This is a genomic window from Nostoc sp., assembly GCF_036917315.1.
Taxonomy (GTDB): domain Bacteria; phylum Cyanobacteriota; class Cyanobacteriia; order Cyanobacteriales; family Nostocaceae; genus Nostoc.
Genome location: NZ_JBALDR010000050.1, coordinates 20403 through 42416, shown reverse-complemented (window position 1 = coordinate 42416; position 22014 = coordinate 20403). Strand labels below are relative to the sequence as shown.

The window sequence follows — 22014 nt, the reverse complement described above, 5'->3', positions numbered from 1 at the left end:
ATTAAGTTAATACTGAAGAGTCTATCTTAGGGTTCATACCCTGTTACTGAGAAATTCCCTAACCTAAATGTAGAGTTTAGTCTAAGAATAGGAGAGGATTTTTATGACAACCGATATTTCTAGAGATACTAACAAGAATGTGAATGGATCACTGATAACAGGTGTTCTCTTGAGTATTTTAGGGGTTATTGCGATCGCAGCGCCTAGTCTCTCGACCATATTCGCCGAAACTTGGATTGCAGTGATTTTGATTTTCGCTGGGTTTACAAAACTAGTTTATGCCACTCAAACCCGCCACCAAGGAGGTTTTATTTGGAAACTTCTATTGAGCGGACTCTATATTGCAACCGGCATAATGTTGTTTGTTTATCCTTTTACAGGTGTGCTTACACTAACTCTGTTGCTTGGCAGCTTTTTACTAGCTGAAGGCACATTCGAGTTAATTCTGGCATTCAAGTTACGTCCGCAAGAGAACTGGACGTGGGTACTAGGTGATGGGATTATTACGCTGGTCTTAGGTGCAATGATTTGGTTCCAGTGGCCCTTCAATGCACCTTGGCTTCTGGGTACACTAGTTGGTGTCAGCATTATTTTCACCGGCATCTCACGCGTAATGCTAGCGTTAAATGCGCGTTCTACCTCGAATCCTACTAATGAAGCTGCAAATCCTACTTAGTAGATAGGGAATGAAGAAGAAGCAGGGGAGCATACTTCTCGACGAGAGGCTGCACTTCTCTACGAGATGCTGCGCGAACGACTACGCTCTGTTACCACGCCAACCACTGCGCTCAGTAACCGGAGGAGTAGGGGAGAATAACTCCTAACTCAGCACTCAGCACTGTTTTGCCCAATGGCCAATCTTGAGTAGTGACAATTTACTAAGACATTGCAGCAGCGACGCCTACGCCTGGCTATGCCTACGCCAACAAAATTGCTAAATTAACAAAGGAAATCAAAATCAAGGCCAGCTAGCTGCAATTAACAATGGTATCAATTGCTACTCCATTCTCGGATATTCAAAACCATTGGGCACGCTCATTTATTACAGCCTTAGCCCAACGCGGTATTGTCAGTGGGCTGCCTAATGGCACTTATCGCCCCGATAATTCACTTACCCGTGCTGAATTTGCCGCTATTATTGCTAACGCATTTGGGACAGTTTCCAAGAAGCGGCAGTATGTTCCCTTTGTTGATGTACCCACAAATTATTGGGCAGCAGCAGCCATTAAAACAGCTTACGAAAAAGCATTTATTAGCGGGTTTCCTGATAAAACTTTCCGTTCCGCTAACCGAATTACTAGAGTAGAAGTCTTGGTTTCCTTGGTAGCAGGCTTAGAAATTGCTACCAAGGTAAAACCTGACCTCCTCTCAAAACTTTCACAAATTTATCAGGATTCTGTACAGATTCCTGAGTATGGTAGAAATCACGTAGCTATTGCCACCAGCGCTGGATTGGTGGTTAGTTTTCCAAATATTAAATTACTCAATCCTAATCTCGCAGCCACCCGTGCAGATGTGGCAGTGATTATTTATCAAGCCTTGGTGTATTTAGGTCAGGCAGAAAAAATTGCCTCTAGTTACTTAGTACAGCCGCCAATATTAACGCCGACACCGACACCAACTCCAACGCCAATTCCAACTCCAACTCCAACGCCAATTCCAATTCCAATTCCAACTCCAACTCCAACTCCAATTCCAATTCCAACTCCAACTCCAACGCCAATTCCAATTCCAACTCCAACGCCCACACCTATCGGTAGCGTTAGGGTAAATCATAGCCGGGAATTCCGGGGAGCATGGGTAGTATCTGTGTGGAATGGTGATTGGCCTTCCAAACCGGGACTTTCTGTTGCTCAACAAAAAGCAGAACTTACCGAGATTATTACTAAATTACAAGCGCTAAACTTTAATGCTCTGATTTTCCAGGTGCGACCAGAGGGAGACGCTTTGTATGAATCTCAATTAGAGCCTTGGAGTGCTTGGATTACAGGAACTCAAGGGAAAGCACCGGAACCATTTTACGATCCTTTAGCGTTTGCGATCGCAGAATGTCACAAGCGCAATATTGAACTCCATGCTTGGTTTAACCCTTACCGCGCTAGCACTTCCACCGACCCAGCTAAAACAGTCCGTCCCCACATCGCAGCTACCAATCCAGAAAGCGTTTATTTGTGGAAAACACAACGCTGGATGGACCCAGGACTAAAAATAGTTCAGGATAGGGCGTATAACGTAATTCTCGATGTAGTGAAGCGCTACGATGTTGATGGCATTCACTTAGATGATTATTTCTATCCATATCCCATTGAGGGACAACCTTTCCCCGATGATAAAACCTACGCTGCATATAAAGCAGCTGGTGGTACACTCAGCCTTGGCGACTGGCGACGAGACAATGTTAACAAAATGGTACAGCGCCTTTGGCAAGGGATTAAAACAACCAAACCCGACGTTAAATTTGGTATCAGTCCTTTTGGAATTTATCGCCCCGGACAACCCGCGGGTATTACTGGCTTGGATGCTTACAACGTGCTGTATGCTGACTCAAAAAAATGGTTAGAAGAAGGCTGGATTGATTATATCGCTCCTCAACTTTACTGGCGCACAGACCAACCACAACAAAGTTATCCGGCGTTGCTAAAATGGTGGACACAAGTAAACACAAAACAAAGACACGTTTACGCTGGTAATAATCTGACAGAACCAAGCAACAAGAGTCGGGAAAGTGATGAGATTGAAAAGCAGGTGAAAATTAGTCGTAGCCAAGCTGGACAGTTGTCACTGGGGAATATTTTCTTTAATCTCAGTGTTTTGACAGAAAATAGTCAGGGCATTGCTGATAAATTCCAAAGTCTGCTGTATAACAAACCCGCGCTACCGCCAACTTTACCTTGGCAGGATACAACACCACCACCTCCACCCATTGGATTACAAGTCAATAACCGCAAACTGAGTTGGCAGCCTGGAGATAATCAGCCAGTTCGTTCCTGGACACTTTATCGGCTGAGTGGCGATACTTGGACAATTCAGCGAATTTTGTCTGCCGGCACAACCTTCGCTACCGTCCAACAAGCGGGAAGCTATGCTGTGTGTGCAGTGGATAGATTAGCTAACGAGAGTGCGGGAACAGTTATTACAGTTAGTTGAACAACAGTGCTGCCCAGATTACCCACAACTTTTATGGATACAACTGACGAATAGGAGTCTGACTCTTCAAGATAAAACAAGTCTAACAATAGTGTAACTGCGGCATCAAAACCATAATTACCCGCGCAAACACTTACGCTGGAAATTTTTTGAATAATTAACTATTATAAGCAAAAAATAGTTTTAACCTTTTCATAACTTAAGATTAACCCAAATTTATCCGGTATCAGCTCTAGAATTTCTGAAGTAAACATTGTACAAAAAATCTAGGACGTACAGGATGTAAATTACATGAGTCGAAAAGCCAGTAAAGTGTTTATACAGTCTGGGGTAATTCCTTACAGAGTAAACAATGGTAAAGTTGAAATCTTGCTAATTACAACTCGTGACTTTCAACACTGGGTGATTCCCAAAGGAGATATTCCTAATGGCATGAGTCCACCTGATTCCGCAGCCAAAGAGGCGTGGGAAGAAGCAGGGATAATAGGGCAAGTGGATGCAAATGAAGTGGGAACTTACAAGTACCGCAAACAAGGCAAAATTTACTGCGTCAAGATGTATTTACTATCAGTCGATATGCTGAGTGAAGATTATCCCGAAGCAAGTAAAAGAAAACGGCAGTGGGTAGAAGTGAATAAAGCTATCAGGCGGGTTAAGTTTAATTCACTCAAACGAATCCTTAAAGGTTTCTTTCAGGTAAAATCCCAATTTTGTGCATTACGATGTTAAGTAGTGGGCAGAAAAAATTAAACTATATTATACAATACAAAACTAATAAAAGGTTTGTAGTCAAAGCTCCAAACCTTACTATAAACCTTTGTTTATTCACGCCCAATTACTTAAATCCATAATAAAGCTACCCAAGTTTTTATACCGACAATTCCATCAGCTTGCAATTTCTTAGATGTTTGAAAACTAACAATTGCTTTCTTAACTGATTCAGAAAAACGCCCATCAATGGCATCAGTATATAATCCAATATCTTTTAATTGCTGTTGTAATTGTTTTACTCTTAGCCCAGAATCTCCTAGCTGCAATCCATTAAATCTATTCAAATCGGCTCGACCACTAACACCAGTTACACCAGATATATCACCTTCATATTGATGGATTAAGTATTGTCCTTGCCAAGCACCAGGAATAGTTGGGTTCCTAGTTCCGTAGTGGGCAATCCATAACGGATAACTAGCAAAATCCGATGGATTACCAAGTTCCGTCCAAAAACTGGGAAAGGTATAAATAATTGGTTTGATTGGTTTTTTTGTTTGTTGCAAAAGGGCTTTTTCCACCTCTGCTAACCACAACTTCGCTCCATTAATTACAGCTTGGCTACTTCCTTTATCAGTTACTTCTACATCCAAAACTGGTGGTAAGTCTCCCGGTTCTAATTTGCCCAATGTTTTTAAGAATTCCTTCGCTTGCTGAACCGGGTCAGATGTATGGGGGTGAAAGAAATGATAAGTACCCCGAATCAGACCAACAGCTTTCATGGTTTGCCAGTGATGAGCAAAAGCAGAATCTTTAATGCTTACTCCTTCTGTGGCTTTGACAAAGGCAAAAGTTTTACCAGAGTTTTTTACTGCCGTCCAATCTACTCTGCCGTCTTGATCGGCAACATCAATTCCTTCCATAGGATTTTTTAACCTTTTTGATTAGTACAATAGCGAACTTATCAGAGGCTTTGATTAAATTTATGCTTTTTCTGGGTATTTGAGTTAATTACAGAAATTTACTAGGGTTGAGTGTCAGCAGATCGTACTGGAGTCACTCTAACTTTGCCTGTACAAGGCTTGATTTGTTCTGTAAGGGTAAAGTGCTCGTAAGCATTAGGAGGTGTGATTTGAATTTTACTAGACATTGGGCAGTTTTGATCTGGAGAACTAATGTGGTTGTAAGCTATCTGAAATGAGGCTTGTTTTCCAGGAGCTAGAGTTACTTGTTGTCGAGGTTGCTTACTCGAAAAGTAAGTATCCTTGGAGCGAATAACTTTAATCCCCTGCAAAGGTCGATCTTTTGCATCCAGTAGTGCCAATCCCGGATAACCGTAGAGGGTGCAAGGGGATGAGGCGTTATTGGTGAAGGCGTAGGTAATTGCAACATTCCCAACGCCAGCATCTTCGGAGACTCGACGCACTGACAATTGACTAGTTTCACAGCGCGTCGGATTGGTGGCAGTAGTGGCTTCAGGGGTAGAATGCTCTATCGGTTTTGCAGTCGGTGTAAGTGTTGAGTTCAACACAGCTTCTTTTGTCGGCTGTTCAGTGATTGTTGGTAAGGTTTGTGTCTGTTTGGTAACAGAGGGAGAACTGACACAGCCAGTTGTCACCGCAGTCAGGAGCAATAACAGACTGCTTTCCATAAATAGAATTCGCATATCTTCTTTTTTTATAGTGAACTACTTACACTGATGCTTCATATACATTGTAAGTTTCCAAATTTACAAGAGTTAGCGTTGCTGTATATGTTAGTTAATGCGGGAGGTAAATAATGGTCTGGGAAATTACTGCTGAGGAGTTGCTGGAGCGGTATGCTGATGGGGAACGTAACTTTGCTGGAATCAAATTGGCTCATTATGGACTCTATGGATTTCGTCGCTCCAAATATGGTAGGAAACTTGACCTCGACGGTGTGGTTTTGCGAGATATCAACTTGCGAGGGGCTTACCTCCATGAAGTCTATTTGGAGCGAGCCGATTTGACTGGAGCCGATTTGGGGGGGATTTTCTTGAGAGAATGTTCCTTGGTTGGGGCTATTATTCGTGACGCTAATTTGTCCGCCGCTAACTTGTATTGGAGCTGTTTCGACAATGCCGATTTGCGCGGGAGCGACTTGGATTACATGAATGCCTGTGGTTCCACCTTTCGTGGAACTCAAATCGGGTATTTCGAGCGTGCTATTCTCGCTCAGGCTGAATTCCAAGGTGCCCACACCGAAAGTGGTCTTATCTGTAGTGGCTGGAATTTGATCTGGCGTACCACTATGCCCGATGGAATTGAAGTAGAAGGTCCCCAGTGGGGGAATGGTCGTGATGCCAGATGATAAAAATTCCTCATCTTTTGCCGCGATAATAATTAGAAATGTCAACTTTAATTGTTAGCGATCGCATCAAAATTCCCATCAAACAAAGTAGCTACTACAAAATCACCTCGCATCCTGGTAAAGATTACCTAACCGAATTAAATATTATCTGTTGCCTCAATCAAAGCACTACGAATTCCTGGTTCACTCATCGAATGTCCGGCATCAGAAACCACTATAAATTCGGCTTCTGGCCAAGCGCGATGTAATTCCCAAGCTGATATCATTGGGCAGACTACATCATAGCGTCCCTGAACAATTACAGCCGGAATATGCCGGATGCGATCTACATTTAAGAGTAATTGATCTTCTGTTTCCAAAAATCCCTTATTCATAAAGTAATGGCATTCAATCCGAGCGAAAGCTGAAGCAAATTCACTCTCGCCAAACTTTTGCATCAGTTCTGGGTCTAAGAAAAGTCTACTGGTACTACCTTCCCAAATTGACCAAGCACGCGCTGCTGTTAATTGAATTTCTAAATCTGGATTGGTCAAGCGTTTGTAATATGCTGCAATCAGATCGTCACGTTCATCTACGGGAATTGGTTTGAGATATTCTTCCCAAGCATCAGGAAAAATATAGCTAGCACCCTCTTGGTAGAACCAGCGCAACTCTTTTTGCCTCAGCATGAAGATCCCACGCAGAATTAATCCTGTGCATCGAGAGGGATGGGTTTGACTGTAGGCTAATGATAAAGTACTACCCCAACTACCACCAAAAACCGCCCACTTTTCTATACCTAAATGTTGGCGCAGTTTTTCGATATCACTTACTAAATCCCAAGTGGTGTTTTCTCGTAATTCTGCATGGGGAGTACTTTGACCACAACCGCGCTGGTCAAACATCACTAACCGCCATTTTTCTGGGTGGAAATATTGCCGATAAAAAGCTGGACATCCACCACCAGGGCCCCCATGCAGCAAAACGATGGGTTGACCTTGCGGGTTTCCTGACTCTTCAAAATGGATAGTATGAAGGTCGGAAACCTGTAAACTACCTTCTAAGTAAGGCTCGATCGCTGGGTAAAGTTCTCGCATTTTGCATATTTTATCAGTAATAGTCTGTCAAATTCATTTTTACGGTTAGAAAGACGCGATAAATCGCCGTCTCTACAGGAAATTATCCGTCAATTAGTTATGCTAACCACAGTCATTACACCCCACCCCCAACCCCTCCCCGCAAGCGGGGAGGGAAGACAAAGCGTAGCTTTGGCGGGGTGGGGTTCTTTGGGTTTAATAAGCAATCAAGTGGACATGATATCATCTAAAAATTGCTTCACTGACATTCTCGACTGAGTACCAAGCGTCCATCAGCAAGTCGATAAAGCCCTTGTGGTTCAACTATGCGATCGCCTTTTTTCCAAGTCTGCGATGTTGGTTCAACATTACGCACTTCACCAGTCGAATAGCTTGAAATTAATCCATCCCCCGGACTATTACGTAAAGCACCAGAACCAGTAATGAAGAAAGTACCCTCTTGCTTGGAACTGCGCGAAACGCAACTATTAGCAATCAGTGCATTAGTGTCGATGACATTTGGAAATGCTCCACTGAAGCTGTTTTGAATGGAAGTAGTATCGGGTGCGTTAATATTTGTTATACCTGATACACCTAATTCCGAACTTGCAGTAATATCGCTTCTTTCGGTTGGCTTTGGACGCGACTCAATACCGAAAATCCCTTGTGAGTTGATTTGGACTCTTCCACCGGAACCAGTGTATGCATTGGCGCTGATATCGCTGTTTTCTTTGGGGATGGCGACGATGAATTTAGAATTGATATTGATGTTACCGCCATTGCCACCAGCTTGGCTTCTACCTGCGGTGGTTGAAATTAAACCGCGATCGCGCAACAGTAATAAATCAGCGATATCGAGGTTGATGTCACCACCATTACCTGCATTTGTCAAAGAAGCGATCGCACTGCCTTTACCAAGAACTTCTAGAAAATTAGCCTTAATTCTAATATTTCCAGCGTCACCCGTACCGAGGCTGCCAGAGACGATTTCAGCATCATCACGTACAGTCAGGCGATTGGTAGTAATATCTATATCACCACCTTTACCATTAGCCCCTTCGTCAACTGATGATAGCAAACCAGTTGCAGACTCACTGTCTGGACCAGTCAGGATAATGTTATCAGCTTTTACCGTTAAATTCCCCGCGTTTCCATTCCCTTGAGTTCCTGATGATATTTGGGATTCTTCTTGTACATTTAATAGTTGAGTTTTGATGCTGATATTGCCTGCGTTACCTTTAGCTTCACTGTCAACTTGAGTTCTGATACCACTACTTCCACGTAAATCAATTTGACTGGCATTAATCCCAATATTTCCGGCATTGCCTTGACCAAATGTAGAGGCAGAAATTTGTCCGTTATTGCTGAGGTTTAAGCGTCCTGTTGTAACATCAATGCTGCCACCAGAACCAATAGCTCCAGTTTGCAATTCTGCAAATAAACCCGATCCTGCAAATGAGCCATCTAGTAGTTCTCCACCAACCCCAGTAATATCAATAGAATCTGCGGCACGAACCACCAAATTACCCCCTTGTCCCTTACCCCCTGTTAACACTGAGGTTGATATATTTCCACCATTACTCAACCGCAACCGTTCCGTGTCAATAGTTATCGTGCCACCCCGCACATCTGCATTACTTCTCAACACATCCGAGGATAAGTTACTTCTATAAAAAGTCCCCCCGAACCGAGACAGAATTTCTTGTGTTAGAGGGTCAGACAAAATTTCTTCTGCATCAGCTTGACCTAGTCTAGCCAAAAACTGTTCTTTAGGTACCAAAACAAACCCATCGAATTCTACATCTTTGGCGCGGATGGTAATATTCCCAGCATTACCACTGCTTTCAGTGGATGTGGTGTCTATATGTCCTCCTTGACTGACAGTGACTCGCGGTGTTTCAATCGTTACATTACCTCCATTTCCTGAGCCAGAAAATGTACTGCTTGATACATAGCTAGAGAAACCGCTAATCTCTACGTATTCACTAGCTTTAATAAAAATGTTAGCTGCATTTGCACTGCTAAAAGTATCTGTACTGACATAACCTCCATCTTTGAGATTGAGTCGCTGGGTTTCAATAGTAATATCCCCTGCTGTTGCTTGAGTTTTACTTCCGCGTGGTGTAACAATAGCTGTAGATATCTGGCTTTGAGTTACCTCAACCGCATTCCGAGCCTGAATAGAAATAGAACCGACATTTCCACCACCAGATGTAAGTGCTGTCACTCCCCCTGTTGGGAAATTATTTTGGACTCGGAAAGTACCCGTTTCAATCCGCAGATTACCTGTTGAACCTGAACCAAAGCTTCCGAGTCCTAAAGAAGCTTGGTTAGTGATATTGACGGCATCTGTAGCTCGTATTGTCAAGTTTCCTGCATTACCTGCACTTCCAGATATAACAGAGGTAAAGCCACCATTGATGTTAACCGACTCAGTAGCATTTAAAGTCAGGTTCCCTCCATTGCCTTTACCAAGACTAGATGTAGAGATAATACCGCTATTTTGTCCATCTCCATCTCCGGTAATTGTGATTTTCCCGGCATTGATAGTAACATCACCACCCGCACCCGTAGCAGAAGCGCTACTAGCAGATAAAATCTGACTGCTGTTAGCGACAGTTACTGCATCGCTGGCTTGAATTTGAATATCACCACCCTTGGCTGCACCAGAAGTACCGCTCTGAATTCCAGAGTTGTTATCCAAACTAAGTTGAGTTGCATCAACTACAATCGAGCCACCATTGCTACCGCCAAGAATGGAACCGTTTAGTCCAATCTCTCCCCCAAATAGTTCAATTGCACTATTTCCAATTGCAAGAATGAAGCTACCATTCGTTAAGTTGATGGGTGCGCGTCCGAAATTTTCTGGAAACTGAAAACCCAATGAGGAGCCATTGACATTTAGCCCAACAGTTGTATCTCCAGTGACTGCTCCCAATTTCACTTGTCCATTTTGAGTAAACAAAACACTACCATCCAAGGTGATTTCACCGCCAATCAATGCTAAACTACTGCCAGATCCAACACGCAAACCATCAACAGCATTTCCCCGTGAATTCCGAATCACTGCTTGGCTAGTAATACTTCCGGGTTGTGAACCAAACTGCAAGCCAATTGGTACATTGATAGCTAATAACGGTGGTTCTTGGGGATTTGTGGCGCTAAACTCTATCCCATTGGGAAAGACTAAACTATTTGCTGTTGTTCCCAAAAAAGAACCTTGTATATCTAAACTGGCATTGTTCCCAAATACAATGCCATTTGGATTTAGCAAAAACAAATTTGCATCACCTAATACACCCAATCTTCCGAAAATATTTGATGAGTTACCACCAGTAACCCGAGAAAAAATATTTGTTATCCCGTCTGGATTGGCGAAATAAACGCCTCGACCAGCACCGACGTTAAAATCTTGAAAGCTGTGAAATAGGTTGGTGCCACGAGCCGCACCACCATCGATAATGTCATTTTTTTGATTGAAAGGAACAACTTGCGATCGCTCTATTCCCAGGCTGTTATCGGGAGTTAACTGAGCAAGAGTAGGATGAATAGAAACTGCAACTGCTCCCACGCACCCCAGCCATCCCGTGACAGCAAACCACCAAATCTTCACCATAACTTCTGCGCTTTTGTTTGGTAATAATTGCCTATCTTGTGATGAATGGATTTTAAAGGTCATTTTCGGTATCCATTAAGAAAATTTTGGACAATTGTCTCCTTTTCAGGTAATGTTATCTGAGGCTTGTGCAAGCACCAGAAGACCTTTAAGCCTGCTATTAAGAGTTCCCTTTTAATGACATTCTCGACTGAGTACCAAGCGTCCATCAGCAAGTCGATAAAGTCCTTGTGGTTCAACTATTGCATCGCCTTTTTTCCAAGTCTGCGATATTGGTTCAACATTACGCACTTCACCAGTCGAATAGATTGAAATTAATCCATCTCCCGGACTACTACGTAAAGCACCAGAACCCGTGATGAATAATGTACCCTGTTGTTTTGAACTGCGAACAATGCAACTATTAGCGATCAGTGCATTAGTATTGATGACATTTGGGGATAATCCGGTAAAGCTGTTTTGAATGTAACTGGTATCGGGTGCGTTAATATTTGTTATACCTGAAACACCTAATTGAGAACTTGCAGTAATATCGCTTTTTTCGGTTGGTTTTGTCCGCGCTTCGATACCGAAGATTCCTTGCGAATTGATTTGGACTCTTCCACCGGAACCAGTATATGCATCGGCGCTGATGTCGCTGTTTTCTTCAGGGCTGGCGACGATGAATTTTGAGTCTATATTGATGTTACCGCCATCGCCACCTGATTTGGCTAACCCCGCAGTTGTAGTAATATTGCTGTTACGACGCAATAGTAATAAATCTGTAGCGGTTAAGTTAATATTTCCACCATCACCAGAGTTAGTTACAGCAGCAATGATTCCTTTATTATCTAGTTGTACAGTACCTGAATTAATGTTAATATTCCCGGCAACTCCATCTCCAAGATTACTAGCAGATAAAGCTGCACCATTGAGAGATAAATCACGGGCTGTAACGTTAATATTGCCGCCTTCACCTTTACCTGTGAATCCTGCATCTATTGTGACTATGCTAAAGATGCCAGTGTCAAAGTTAAAACCATTGGGAGTTGTCCCCTGAAGAGAGAATTTACCGCCAGCATTAACGGTGACGTTACCTGCATTTCCCTGTCCAATTGTTGCAGCATTGATGTTAGAACCATTTGTGAAATAAATGTCACCAGTGGCATTTATTAGCACATTTCCAGCATCGCCTTTACCAGCAGTAGTGGAATATAGAGCAGCACCATCGGATAAAGAAAAATTACGCCCCTGAATTTCAATATCTCCACCCTTACCTACTGCATTTAGGTTAAGAATGGAGTACAAATTGCTTTTTCCCGAAATCAAGACATCACCACCTGCTCGAATTGCAATTTTACCAGCACTTCCATCTGTGGCAATAAATGTTGCTATATTACTATCTTTGATTGTTGTGTTACCTAATGTAGTTATTAAGACATTACCTGCGTTGCCTTTACCATTAGACAATGTAAACAAATCAGCGCCATCAGATAGCTCTAAACTACGGGCTACAATCTCAATATCACCACTGTTACCTACACCAGTTTCCAACACGCCGCTAGATATTCCGCTACTAAGTCTTTCACTGCGTCTAGAAACTGTCACAGCACCACCTGCTTGAATTTTGATATTCCCGCCATTACCTTCACCTGATGTACTAGCACTCAGGTAAGAACCACCTGTCAAAGAAACATTCTCTTTTGTATTTATTGAGATATTGCCAGCATTACCTTTACCACCAAGATTGCTGTTAAAAATGGCAGATTCTCCGCTTACAGAAAATGACTTTGCAAAGATATTAATATTCCCGGCATTACCTACACTTGTTTTGGAGATGCTGTTACTTATACTACTGTTATTGGCAAGAGAAACTGTGTCTGTTGCTTGGATTGAGATATTACCACCGTTTCCCTTACCAGAAGTGCTAGCGAAGAAATAAGAGCCATTATCTAAAGAAAACTTTCCTGTTTGGATATCAATATCCCCACCATTACCTACTAATTCTGAAGTTGCACTACTAAAATATGCTTGATTATTTAAAGATAAGGTATCGTCAACTTTAATAGAGATACTACCAGCATTTCCCTGACCAGTTGTAAAGGCATTAATCGCAGCATTGTCTAATGATAAATCTCTAGCTTGAATGTTTATAGTGCCACCATTACCTCTACTTTTATCGATAACAGCAGTACTAATTTGAGTAAAACCAATATTATTAGTATCGCTGAGTAAAATTTTTTCTGCTGCTTGAATAAAAATATTACCTCCATTACCCAGCCCTAAGGTATCAGCACTTATTTTACCTTTGTTGTTTAAGAATAATTCTCTGGTACTGATGCGGATATCTCCACCTTTACCTACACCATCCGAACTAACGTCACTACTAATACGGCTGGGTAGTTTACCTTCTCCTAATTGTTCAATAAAAGCCCTACCAAAACCGTCTATATTAATAGTTTCACGGGCATTAATGGTGATATTGCCTGCGTTACCTATTCCATTTGTACCTGTATCAATACTTGCACCATTTGTCAACGATAGCAAGCCAGTTGTGACTTCTATATTTCCCCCATTACCAACACCTCCAGCTATCACATAACTTTTGATACCAGCAATAGAATAGCCAACTATCCCATCTAACTGAATTGTGTCGCGGGCATTAATAAAGATATTACCTGCATCACCTTTACCAGAAACGGCGGTAGATATTTGTGAACCACCCAATAATGAGAGAGTTCCAGTATTAACCCAGATATTTCCAGCTTTACTTACACCATCTGCCGATACTTCGCTGTCAATAAAACTATCACCATCCAAAGCAATATTATTAGCATCAATCGTAATATTTCCTCCATCGCCTTTACCAAAGGTACCACTGCTAATAAATGCTCCATTAGTTGATTGGAGAGAACTTGTTTTTATCTGAATATCTCCAGCTTTACCTGTACCTTCTGAGTTGACGATACTAGTAATACGGCTATAAATTCGACCTGGTTTACCGTCCCTTAAAGTAGTATCTACAAAACCATCTAAACTTATGCCATTACTCGTATTAATATTGATACTACCGGCATTTCCCTGTCCGAAAGATTTGGTGTTGAGTTGGGAACCTTGCGCTAGAGAAAGAGAACCTGTTTGAATGTTAATACTACCACCATTACCTACACTCCCTTCTTCCGCAGAACTATAAATATCGCTACTATCTGTAAGCGCAATGTTATCTTTAGCTAAGATGGAAACTTTACCAGAATTTCCTTGCCCAGAAGTACTGGCATCTAGAAATGAATCATTACTTAAATTCAGGTAACCTGTCTTTATATTAATGTCACCTGATGTACCAACAGCGTCTTTTCGCAATGTGTTGGAAATAAAGCTGGCATCAGTGAGATTTATGGTTCCTGTGGCGTTAATTTCAACATTGCCACCTTGACTATTTGGTGTTCCTAGACCTGTCTCTATACCTGCTCTGAGTTTACTTTCTCCAGCCAAATTCACATCACGGGCATGAATTTTAATATTCCCGCCATTCGCACCTCTAACATTAACTTCTGCGGCGTTATTGAAGGAAACATTTGCTCGTTCTACACCATCAGGCACTACCAAACTGATATTATCACTTGTGATATTTAATCCGACATTTCCTGGTGCAGCCAAACCTGCTAACTCAATATTTCCTTCATAAGTGCGAATACTCCCACCATCAATATTGATATTTCCACCAACAAGCAGCAAACTTTTACCATCAGCAACTCGCAAACCCGTGACATCTTCAGCAATAAGATTTTTACCAGCATATGCTTGCGATTGATTAGTAATTCCTGCACTCGCTTGGATTTGATTAAACAACAACGCCGAAGGATTAATCGTCAATAATGGTGCTGCTTCGGGATTCGTCGCGCTAAAAACCCCCTGATTTCCAAACTGAATTCCGTTCGCTGTTGTGCCCACAAATGAACCCTGCACATCTAAGCTGGCACTTTTACCAAATAAAATGCCATTGGGATTGAGCAAAAATAAATTCGCATTACCTAAGACTCCCAATGTCCCGAAAATATTCGATGAGTTACCACCAGTAACGCGAGAAAAGATATTTGTTATCCCCTCTGGATTAGCGAAATAAACGCCTTGACCCTCACCGATGTTAAAATCTTGAAAACTGTGAAATAGGTTAGCACCACGAGCTGCACCGCCCTCGATACGGCCATTGTTTGGATTAATGGGAATGACTTGCGATCGCTCCTTTCCCAGGCTATTATCGGGAGTTAACTGAGCAACAGCAGGATGAATATAAACTGCAATACCTGCCACGCATCCCAGCCATCCTGTGACAGCAAACCACCAAATTTTCACCATCTCTATTCTCCGTACTATTTCTATAGCGGTTCTTAGTTGTTAATACAGATCTCACCCTAACCCTCTCCTAAGAGGAGCTACGGCGTACACACAAGTCTGAAATAGCTGATTAACCAGGGTTTTACCCCACCCTAACCCTCCCCTTAGAAAGGCTACGGTGTACACACAAGTAGACCTAGAGCGAGTTTCCAGCCAAGAAAGGTGGATTCAAACTGATAAAGTCCACGAACTAAAGTAATAATTCCTGGAGGTTTTTGAGACCTATAACCAGACCAACCACCAAGTCGAGCAATAATCCAAGTAGCCCAAGATAGGGAATGAGGAGGATAGGGATTTTGTTGAAGTCGAGTTTTTCCATCTATTGTTGGTGCGATCGCAGACAAACATTGCTGTTGTTCATCCGAGAAGGCAATAGTTGCAGGCAAATCAGGATTATCCCGTCCCTGAATCAGTTGTAAAATTTGGACAGCAACTGACAAAGCCAACACAGTTAGTCGCTGGATGGCAGCAATCGACTCTAATTGCGTAGCTTCGAGATTTAATCCGGCAGTTTTGAGAGTGGCAAACAGTTGTTCAATTTGCCATCGCCATGTGTACCATCTAATGACACAGAGCGCTTGTTCTAAACAAACGACTTGATGAGTAGTCAATAATCGCCAATGAATCGGTTCTTGACCTTTGGGTGAGTTGACTTCAACGGCTTCAACTGCATAAAGCGTCACACTGGCAGGATAATCTTGGGAATTCAATTTATCTGGACGCTGAATTTTCACTACCGCACGGCGAACGATTAATAATGCCTCCCTTGCCGTTCTACCAAGACGTGGATCTGCGGGGACATCCACGGTATAAGTTCCCTCGCTAGACTGTTGGTTTAAATACGTATAAAGTGATTGAGTCTGTCCTGCAAGGCGACGGTCTTGACGCGCTCTTACCAATACATGATTGTTTTGATTTGGGACAGTAGCAAATTCCTCATATAAATCGCTTTCTCGGTCGGCGATATGAGTTACCACTTTGGCATCACCAGCACTTAAACATTGCTGAGTATCCGTTGCCGAACGCAGCCACTTATATGATTCCTTTTCAAATATCGGCAATTTTTGGTACTTTCGTTCGTGCTTATCCGCATGGTTGATGTCTCTAGTCCACAGTTGTACTGTGCTTATCCCCAAGGGAAATCCATTTTCTGCATCCAATATTAGGGTTGGGTGAATATAAAATCCTACATCTGTGTTGTTTCCCACTACACCTAGACCCTCTGCTTTCAACCTGCCTACATGAGACTGCAAATTAATTTCGCTAGTATCACTTATTGCTAATACATGTTTTCTTTCTACCTGCAATATGCAGTGGTCGCTGAGGCTTCGGATTAATTCCCCTACTGTGACGTTCTCATTCTCCAAAAAGCGGTAGTAGGCTACTTGTTCTGCTCTGTTTCTACTTATTTGACGGACGCTGACTGATTGATGTTTTCCGATTGCTTCGTACAATGCTGCCCCCTTTTTATCAACCTTGGGTCGCCAAATGCTTTTCCTGACCAGAGTTGAGCATGAATTCTTATTGGATTTTCCACTCTCATTTGCCCCCTCAAATCCCTTCCCCTAGTAGTTTACTTCTACTTGTGTGTACACCGTAGCCTTTATAAGGGGGGATTAAGGGGGGTAAATTCAGGATTTGGAGTGAGGTCAGAGTGTGTTGCATCAAAATGAAAACTGCTATATTTTTTCGCCGGCAATTTTCTGGAGATATTCAATTCGTTGCTGAATCTTTTTTTGATCTACGCGATCGCCGATAAGCATTTCGGACTGTGCTAGCTCTTTAACTAAAGTTGCTCCAGTTTGCCCCAGTTTACCATTAGCAGTTGCTTTTAACGCTTCTTCCAGGGCTTCATACCACAGTTCATTTTCAGCATAATAATTTATGCTTTGTGGAATGCTCGTAAATCGATTTTTAGCAAGTGATTGAGGATTGATAACGGTAAATTCTGCACGTCTAATAATCGTGTCGTTTTCGCAGTCAATTGCAATTTGCCATAAATATGTTTTACCAACTGTGAGTTCGGGGTAATCAACGGGAAGTTTTAGTTTGTTAATCCCTACTGTTGTGGGTATTTCTTTAACTTGCCCAATTTTTTTAACGGTGTTAGCTGAATAAAATTCATACAGTTGGAATCGCGCATTTTGGGAACTTGACATATACCAAGCTAACATTGGACGCGTGGAAGCGGTTTTACCAATAAATGTCTGAGGTGCAAGCTGCGTCAATGGTATCCCGTTAGCTGAACATCCACGCGAACCAGCCGGACGGGTATTTCCGCTGGCTGGTTTGCGATCGCGTGGTTTAAACTGAGCAAATGCTGGGACTGCGGTCATAAGAAAAACTACTCCTACAACCAAGCTTGTAAGTCTGCGCTTATTTTGCCAAAATCCGAAATGTTGATGACTCATGGTAAATGCTGTTGATTGTATGGCGATCTCAAACTTTTGCAGAATTCAGAATTCTGGCGACTAACGCCTTTATTCTTTCTTAAAATTCCTTCGTAGGTGTCCAACTAAGTTCACATATAGTTCCACGTGGAGAAAGGGATTCACGGCGAAACTCTCCTCCTAATTGTTTAGCAAGCATTTTAAAATGTTTTGTCCCTTTATTTTCTAGTTTTGATTTAATACCTGAACCGTTATCTTTCACAGATAAATTGTATTTATTTGCACTATAAACACCCGATGCTTGAACTCGCTTGACTCCTTGGGCGTGTTTACCAACATTACATAGAGCTTCTTCTAAAAACAGACATATTCCCCGTTTGTGTTCTATAGTTAAATATTTATCATCAATCGGTTCAAAATTGCGAATTTTTACTTTTAATGTTTGAAAATGTTCAAAATCTTTACGTTCTAATGTACTTGAATAAACTTCATATAATAAATCGTGCAAAGGTCGTTTCAATTCAAGTATTAATCCGCTACCTAAACGCAAACTCTCTTCTGTGGTTAATGCTTCGAGTTTGAGAAATTCACCAAGTTCCCGAATTTCGCGATCGAGTTTTTCAAATTGCCCAACTAGTTGTTCGTAGGGGATATCTTTAGCACGCAGATGCTTTAATCCATAAGCAAGAGTTTGCAAAGGGCCATTATGAATTACGGTAAAAGTGTGTTGAATTGTGTTTTGACGTTCGTTAATTTGCGATCGCAAGAATTTATCATGCTGGTAAAACGCAAAAGCACTCAAGCCAAGCCCATTTACAGCTAAGATCAGCAAACCAGGTGCTACCGGAATCCATATACCCCACACCCACAACATCATATACCCACAGCTAAATAGAGCAAATCCGGCGACGCCAACACTAAGTATATTTTCCCAAACAGATTGGGTAAGCCGTCCGATAATTATCGGCAGAAAACCCCAAACAAAGATCCATGCATACTCTTCTATATCTCCCCAACTATGCAACATTGGGCGGCTGTCGATTACATTACTAAGAATTTGACCGATTGCATGAGCGTGATAGTCAATACCATAAATTTGACCGTTTAATTCTAAGTTTGCCAATGCAGATGTATAAAAAATATCGCCAGTACTCGTGTTGCGGTTGCCAACTAATACAATGCGATCGCGCAATAATTCTGCATCTACTTTTCCATTTAAAATGTCGCGTAGCGAGACAACATGAAAAGGCTTGGAAGTATTGCGAAAATTCATTAAAATTGACAATCCGCCATCATCAACATTAACGTATCCGCCAAAATTATGAGTGATTCGGGGTAATTCAATCCCCCGAAATCTCATTGTATTCGGGTCATTTTTTCCTGTTTCCAATTCAATTCCTTTCGCTTGGAAGTATTTAACAACTAACCGCAGCGCTAAAGAATATTTATCTTCGTTGATATTGTTAGGATCATTAGGGTTTGTTGTAAATAACAAATAGCGCCGATTTTTGCTATCCCGATCGTTAGGTAAATCGACAAATCCAACTCGTTCGGGTGGCAAATTCTGGGGCGGAGAAGTTTGTTCGGGTGGTAATATTTTTTGAATCCCGATAATATTAGAATTCTGCTGCAACACCTGCGCAAGTTCTTTACCACCAGGTTCAACAGGAACATTTTTGAAGATATCCAGCCCAATAGCTAACGGTTTATAAGTTTCCAGCTTGGTGAGTAACTCTGCAATCTTCTCATCTGGAATCGGATATTGCTTAACCCATTCAATATCTTTTTCATCAATACCTACAATTACTACCCGTTCATCAAGTTTTTCGACTGGACGCAGATATAACATCTTATCGAAAAGCATCCATTCCCAAGATTGCATTCCTCCAGTTATACGTATCAATATCACCATAAACAGTACCATGATTCCAGGAGGTGCAGCCTGTAACCACAACCCAAATTCTTGGCGAATGCGATTCCAGATTCTCCTGCTCATATCATGTCTAGATAATTAGTTATAATTTCTACAGTCATTGCACCCCCACACGTCATACCAATTAAAAATTAAAAATTAAAAATTAAGAAAACCAGACAGAACAAAGGTTTGGGAGTATGTATCTGTCGCATTCTTTTTTCAAATTGGTGTCAGATGCTTCATTTTGTGAGATAAAGGATAGCTTTGATTCTTTGGGGTTTTTTGAGTTTAATAAGTAAGCAAACGGACATAATCTCATCTCGCTTTTTACCGAATTAAATTTCCCCGGATTAATCGATTAAACCTTCATCACGGGAACGAATTTCAGTTTGAATTCGCATATTCTTACCACTTTGCTTGCAGTCTTCAGGATAGACTCCCAACACATCCTGAATCTTCGTCCAGTAAGTACGTACTGCTCTTTCTGATTTATACATTCGATCGGCGATCGCTTTATCTGTCAAACTCTCTTCAAAAGCCAACCGCAACACTTCCAACCATTCTGGTTTGAGTTCGATTCCCGTTTTGATGTCTTTGGTGTGAGTTGCACCATGAAGGGACAAATTAACCCGCATTAGCATTTCATCTTCGGGTAATCCTTTATCTGCGATCGCAAATCCAGCTTGATGATTATCAATCTCGTGTTTGATCCGAATTAACGCCTTCACATAACTAGTTTGTACCATGAAATTCTGATGGGGATATTCTTGGAGCAAAGTTTGCAACAGCTTAATTCCGGTATCAATTTCTGCTGTCTCCCCTTGGCGATCGGGAATTGATAAATCCATCACAATCAGGTCAAAGTGATGATATTGAAGTTGAAAAAGTGTCTCTTTTGCCGTCTGAGCCTTAATAATAGCAGCTTCGGGATACTGTCTACTTAAGACATCGAGCGTACCAGTTAAAATTAATTGGTGGTCATCTACAACAATAATACCCAGCTTTTTTTCCACTGGTAAATATCCAAAAACTTGATGTTCTTTTAAATTTACTACTACCATATTTTCATCCAAATTCAAAGTTTCTTTAAGCTTTATGAAAATTTTCTTTGTCTCCAGCATTTAACTTGAGAGTCATATCTTGTATCTTTTAGCCCTAACTCATTGAAGTATGCGCTTATTTTAATTGGAGATGAATTTTCAAGCTATGCAGAAAAGTGCAAATCTAGAGGTGCGATCTGATTTTGAATTCGGAATCATTAATAATTAGCCCTCACCCTAAATCCCTCTCCCAAACTTGGGAGAGGGACTTTGAAATATCTCGTTCCCATGCAGAGCATGGGAATGCCTGATTTAGGGGCTGCTGCCTCCATTCAGACATTGAGTCAGAGACTCAGTGAATGCATTTCCAGTCGGAGACTGGGAACGAGGAAATTTTGGGAGAAGGAGTTGGGGGATGAGGGCTAATTTTAGGATTTACGCCAGAGGTTTAATTTTTTCACCTCGGAACTGGTACTTGATTAATTACCGACGCAATTACTGCATCCATTTGTAAACCATCCAGCATCGCTTCTGGTTTCAAGATGAGACGATGACGTAGCAACGGTGATGCAACTGCTTTTACATCATCTGGTGTGACAAAATGCCTTCCCGCTAGCCATGCTAGAGCTTGAGATGTCTGCAACCAAGCACCGGTAGCGCGGGGTGATGCACCCAAAGTCAAATCAGGATATTGACGCGATATTGTCACCAATGCCAACAAATAATCAACGATCGCTTCTGATACTTTAACTTCTTTGACTGCTTGTCGTGCTTGCAAAATGTCGGCTACTGTTGCGATTGGTTTCAAACGGCTAATATCCAAACGCCGTGCTGCAAAACCCGCCTGACGATTGAGTAACATTTGCTTTTCAGCAGCTTTATCGGGGTAATCTACCACCAGCTTAAATAAAAATCTGTCTAACTGTGCCTCTGGTAAAGGATAAGTACCTTCAAATTCCAGAGGATTTTGTGTCGCAATTACCCAAAATAAATCTGGTAAAGGCAAACTTTCACCATCCAGTGTTACCTGCATCTCTTCCATTGCTTCTAGCAGCGCTGCTTGTGTCTTGGGCGGAGTACGGTTGATTTCGTCTGCTAGCAATACTTCAGTAAATATTGGCCCTTTTTTCAAAGTGAAATTGCGGCTATTCAAGTCAAAAATATTTGTACCAGTAATATCTGAAGGTAAAACATCAGGTGTTAATTGAATCCGGCGAAAATCCCCTTGAATTAACTGCGCTAACACTTTTACGAGTAAGGTTTTACCAGTTCCCGGTACTCCTTCTAAAATTACGTGCCCACCCGCTAGCAGCGCTACTAAGAGTTGCTGTATTAAGCTAGATTGTCCGACAATTACTTGATTAAGACCTTGACCAAGACGAATTAAGATAGGATGTGTTTCACTCATATTTTTTATTGATAAATAACTAACGCAGAA

The 22014-nt window shown here is 41.7% G+C and carries 14 protein-coding genes; 4 read left to right on the top strand and 10 right to left on the bottom strand.

Going from position 1 to position 22014, the window contains the following annotated elements:
* Positions 1-103: 103 nt before the first annotated feature.
* From V7K84_RS23550 to V7K84_RS23540, 3 genes are all read left to right on the top strand, one after another.
* A complete protein-coding gene (locus tag V7K84_RS23550; protein ID WP_334841601.1) occupies positions 104-676 on the top strand; it encodes an HdeD family acid-resistance protein in 573 nt (190 codons plus the stop codon).
* A gap of 308 nt (positions 677-984) precedes the next feature.
* Entirely contained in the window at positions 985-3147 is a 2163-nt protein-coding gene (locus tag V7K84_RS23545; protein WP_334841599.1) for a glycoside hydrolase family 10 protein, read from the top strand.
* Positions 3148-3438: 291 nt separating this feature from the next.
* A complete protein-coding gene (locus tag V7K84_RS23540; protein ID WP_334841597.1) occupies positions 3439-3876 on the top strand; it encodes an NUDIX hydrolase in 438 nt (145 codons plus the stop codon).
* A 110-nt stretch (positions 3877-3986) separates the two neighbouring features.
* Here V7K84_RS23540 and V7K84_RS23535 read toward each other — a convergent pair whose 3' ends face one another.
* Both V7K84_RS23535 and V7K84_RS23530 read right to left on the bottom strand, forming a co-directional pair.
* Positions 3987-4778 (bottom strand): GH25 family lysozyme, encoded by a 792-nt coding sequence (locus tag V7K84_RS23535; RefSeq protein ID WP_334841595.1) that lies wholly within the window; start codon positions 4776-4778, stop codon positions 3987-3989.
* A 101-nt stretch (positions 4779-4879) separates the two neighbouring features.
* Positions 4880-5521 (bottom strand): DUF4232 domain-containing protein, encoded by a 642-nt coding sequence (locus V7K84_RS23530; protein WP_334841594.1) that lies wholly within the window; start codon positions 5519-5521, stop codon positions 4880-4882.
* 113 nt (positions 5522-5634) lie between these two features.
* On the opposite strand from V7K84_RS23530, the gene V7K84_RS23525 reads away from it, so the two are divergent.
* Positions 5635-6186, top strand: coding sequence for a pentapeptide repeat-containing protein (locus V7K84_RS23525; protein ID WP_334841593.1), 552 nt, complete (start codon positions 5635-5637; stop codon positions 6184-6186).
* Between the two features lie 137 nt (positions 6187-6323).
* Here V7K84_RS23525 and pip read toward each other — a convergent pair whose 3' ends face one another.
* The 8 genes from pip to V7K84_RS23485 all read right to left on the bottom strand — a co-directional run bounded on the left by pip (position 6324) and on the right by V7K84_RS23485 (position 21984).
* A complete protein-coding gene (gene pip, locus V7K84_RS23520; RefSeq protein ID WP_334841591.1) occupies positions 6324-7262 on the bottom strand; it encodes a prolyl aminopeptidase in 939 nt (312 codons plus the stop codon).
* A 238-nt stretch (positions 7263-7500) separates the two neighbouring features.
* Positions 7501-10920: a two-partner secretion domain-containing protein gene (locus V7K84_RS23515; protein ID WP_334841589.1), complete on the bottom strand. Its 3420-nt coding sequence runs from the start codon at positions 10918-10920 to the stop codon at positions 7501-7503.
* Positions 10921-11031: 111 nt separating this feature from the next.
* Positions 11032-15192: a two-partner secretion domain-containing protein gene (locus V7K84_RS23510; protein ID WP_334841588.1), complete on the bottom strand. Its 4161-nt coding sequence runs from the start codon at positions 15190-15192 to the stop codon at positions 11032-11034.
* A 152-nt stretch (positions 15193-15344) separates the two neighbouring features.
* The gene (locus tag V7K84_RS23505; protein WP_334841842.1) at positions 15345-16673 is read right to left on the bottom strand and encodes an IS4 family transposase; all 1329 of its coding nucleotides are present in this window, start codon (positions 16671-16673) and stop codon (positions 15345-15347) included.
* Positions 16674-16910: 237 nt separating this feature from the next.
* Positions 16911-17567: a DUF928 domain-containing protein gene (locus V7K84_RS23500; RefSeq protein ID WP_334841587.1), complete on the bottom strand. Its 657-nt coding sequence runs from the start codon at positions 17565-17567 to the stop codon at positions 16911-16913.
* Positions 17568-17721: 154 nt separating this feature from the next.
* Positions 17722-19617, bottom strand: a complete 1896-nt coding sequence (locus V7K84_RS23495) for a sensor histidine kinase (RefSeq protein WP_334841586.1) — start codon at positions 19615-19617, stop codon at positions 17722-17724.
* Between the two features lie 269 nt (positions 19618-19886).
* Positions 19887-20597 carry a response regulator transcription factor gene (locus V7K84_RS23490; protein ID WP_334841585.1) on the bottom strand — a complete coding sequence of 237 codons (711 nt, stop codon included), beginning with the start codon at positions 20595-20597 and terminating at the stop codon, positions 19887-19889.
* 436 nt (positions 20598-21033) lie between these two features.
* Positions 21034-21984, bottom strand: coding sequence for an AAA family ATPase (locus V7K84_RS23485; RefSeq protein ID WP_334841583.1), 951 nt, complete (start codon positions 21982-21984; stop codon positions 21034-21036).
* Positions 21985-22014: the final 30 nt, after the last annotated feature.

Excerpts from the sequence above, each read along its gene's own strand:
- V7K84_RS23550 (WP_334841601.1), top strand. The coding sequence starts at position 104 with ATGACAACCGATATTTCTAGAGATACTAACAAGAATGTGAATGGATCA.
- V7K84_RS23545 (WP_334841599.1), top strand. The coding sequence starts at position 985 with ATGGTATCAATTGCTACTCCATTCTCGGATATTCAAAACCATTGGGCA.
- V7K84_RS23540 (WP_334841597.1), top strand. The coding sequence starts at position 3,439 with ATGAGTCGAAAAGCCAGTAAAGTGTTTATACAGTCTGGGGTAATTCCT.
- V7K84_RS23535 (WP_334841595.1), bottom strand. The coding sequence starts at position 4,778 with ATGGAAGGAATTGATGTTGCCGATCAAGACGGCAGAGTAGATTGGACG.
- V7K84_RS23530 (WP_334841594.1), bottom strand. The coding sequence starts at position 5,521 with ATGCGAATTCTATTTATGGAAAGCAGTCTGTTATTGCTCCTGACTGCG.
- V7K84_RS23525 (WP_334841593.1), top strand. The coding sequence starts at position 5,635 with ATGGTCTGGGAAATTACTGCTGAGGAGTTGCTGGAGCGGTATGCTGAT.
- pip (WP_334841591.1), bottom strand. The coding sequence starts at position 7,262 with ATGCGAGAACTTTACCCAGCGATCGAGCCTTACTTAGAAGGTAGTTTA.
- V7K84_RS23515 (WP_334841589.1), bottom strand. The coding sequence starts at position 10,920 with ATGACCTTTAAAATCCATTCATCACAAGATAGGCAATTATTACCAAAC.
- V7K84_RS23510 (WP_334841588.1), bottom strand. The coding sequence starts at position 15,192 with ATGGTGAAAATTTGGTGGTTTGCTGTCACAGGATGGCTGGGATGCGTG.
- V7K84_RS23500 (WP_334841587.1), bottom strand. The coding sequence starts at position 17,567 with ATGACCGCAGTCCCAGCATTTGCTCAGTTTAAACCACGCGATCGCAAA.
- V7K84_RS23495 (WP_334841586.1), bottom strand. The coding sequence starts at position 19,617 with ATGAGCAGGAGAATCTGGAATCGCATTCGCCAAGAATTTGGGTTGTGG.
- V7K84_RS23490 (WP_334841585.1), bottom strand. The coding sequence starts at position 20,597 with ATGGTAGTAGTAAATTTAAAAGAACATCAAGTTTTTGGATATTTACCA.
- V7K84_RS23485 (WP_334841583.1), bottom strand. The coding sequence starts at position 21,984 with ATGAGTGAAACACATCCTATCTTAATTCGTCTTGGTCAAGGTCTTAAT.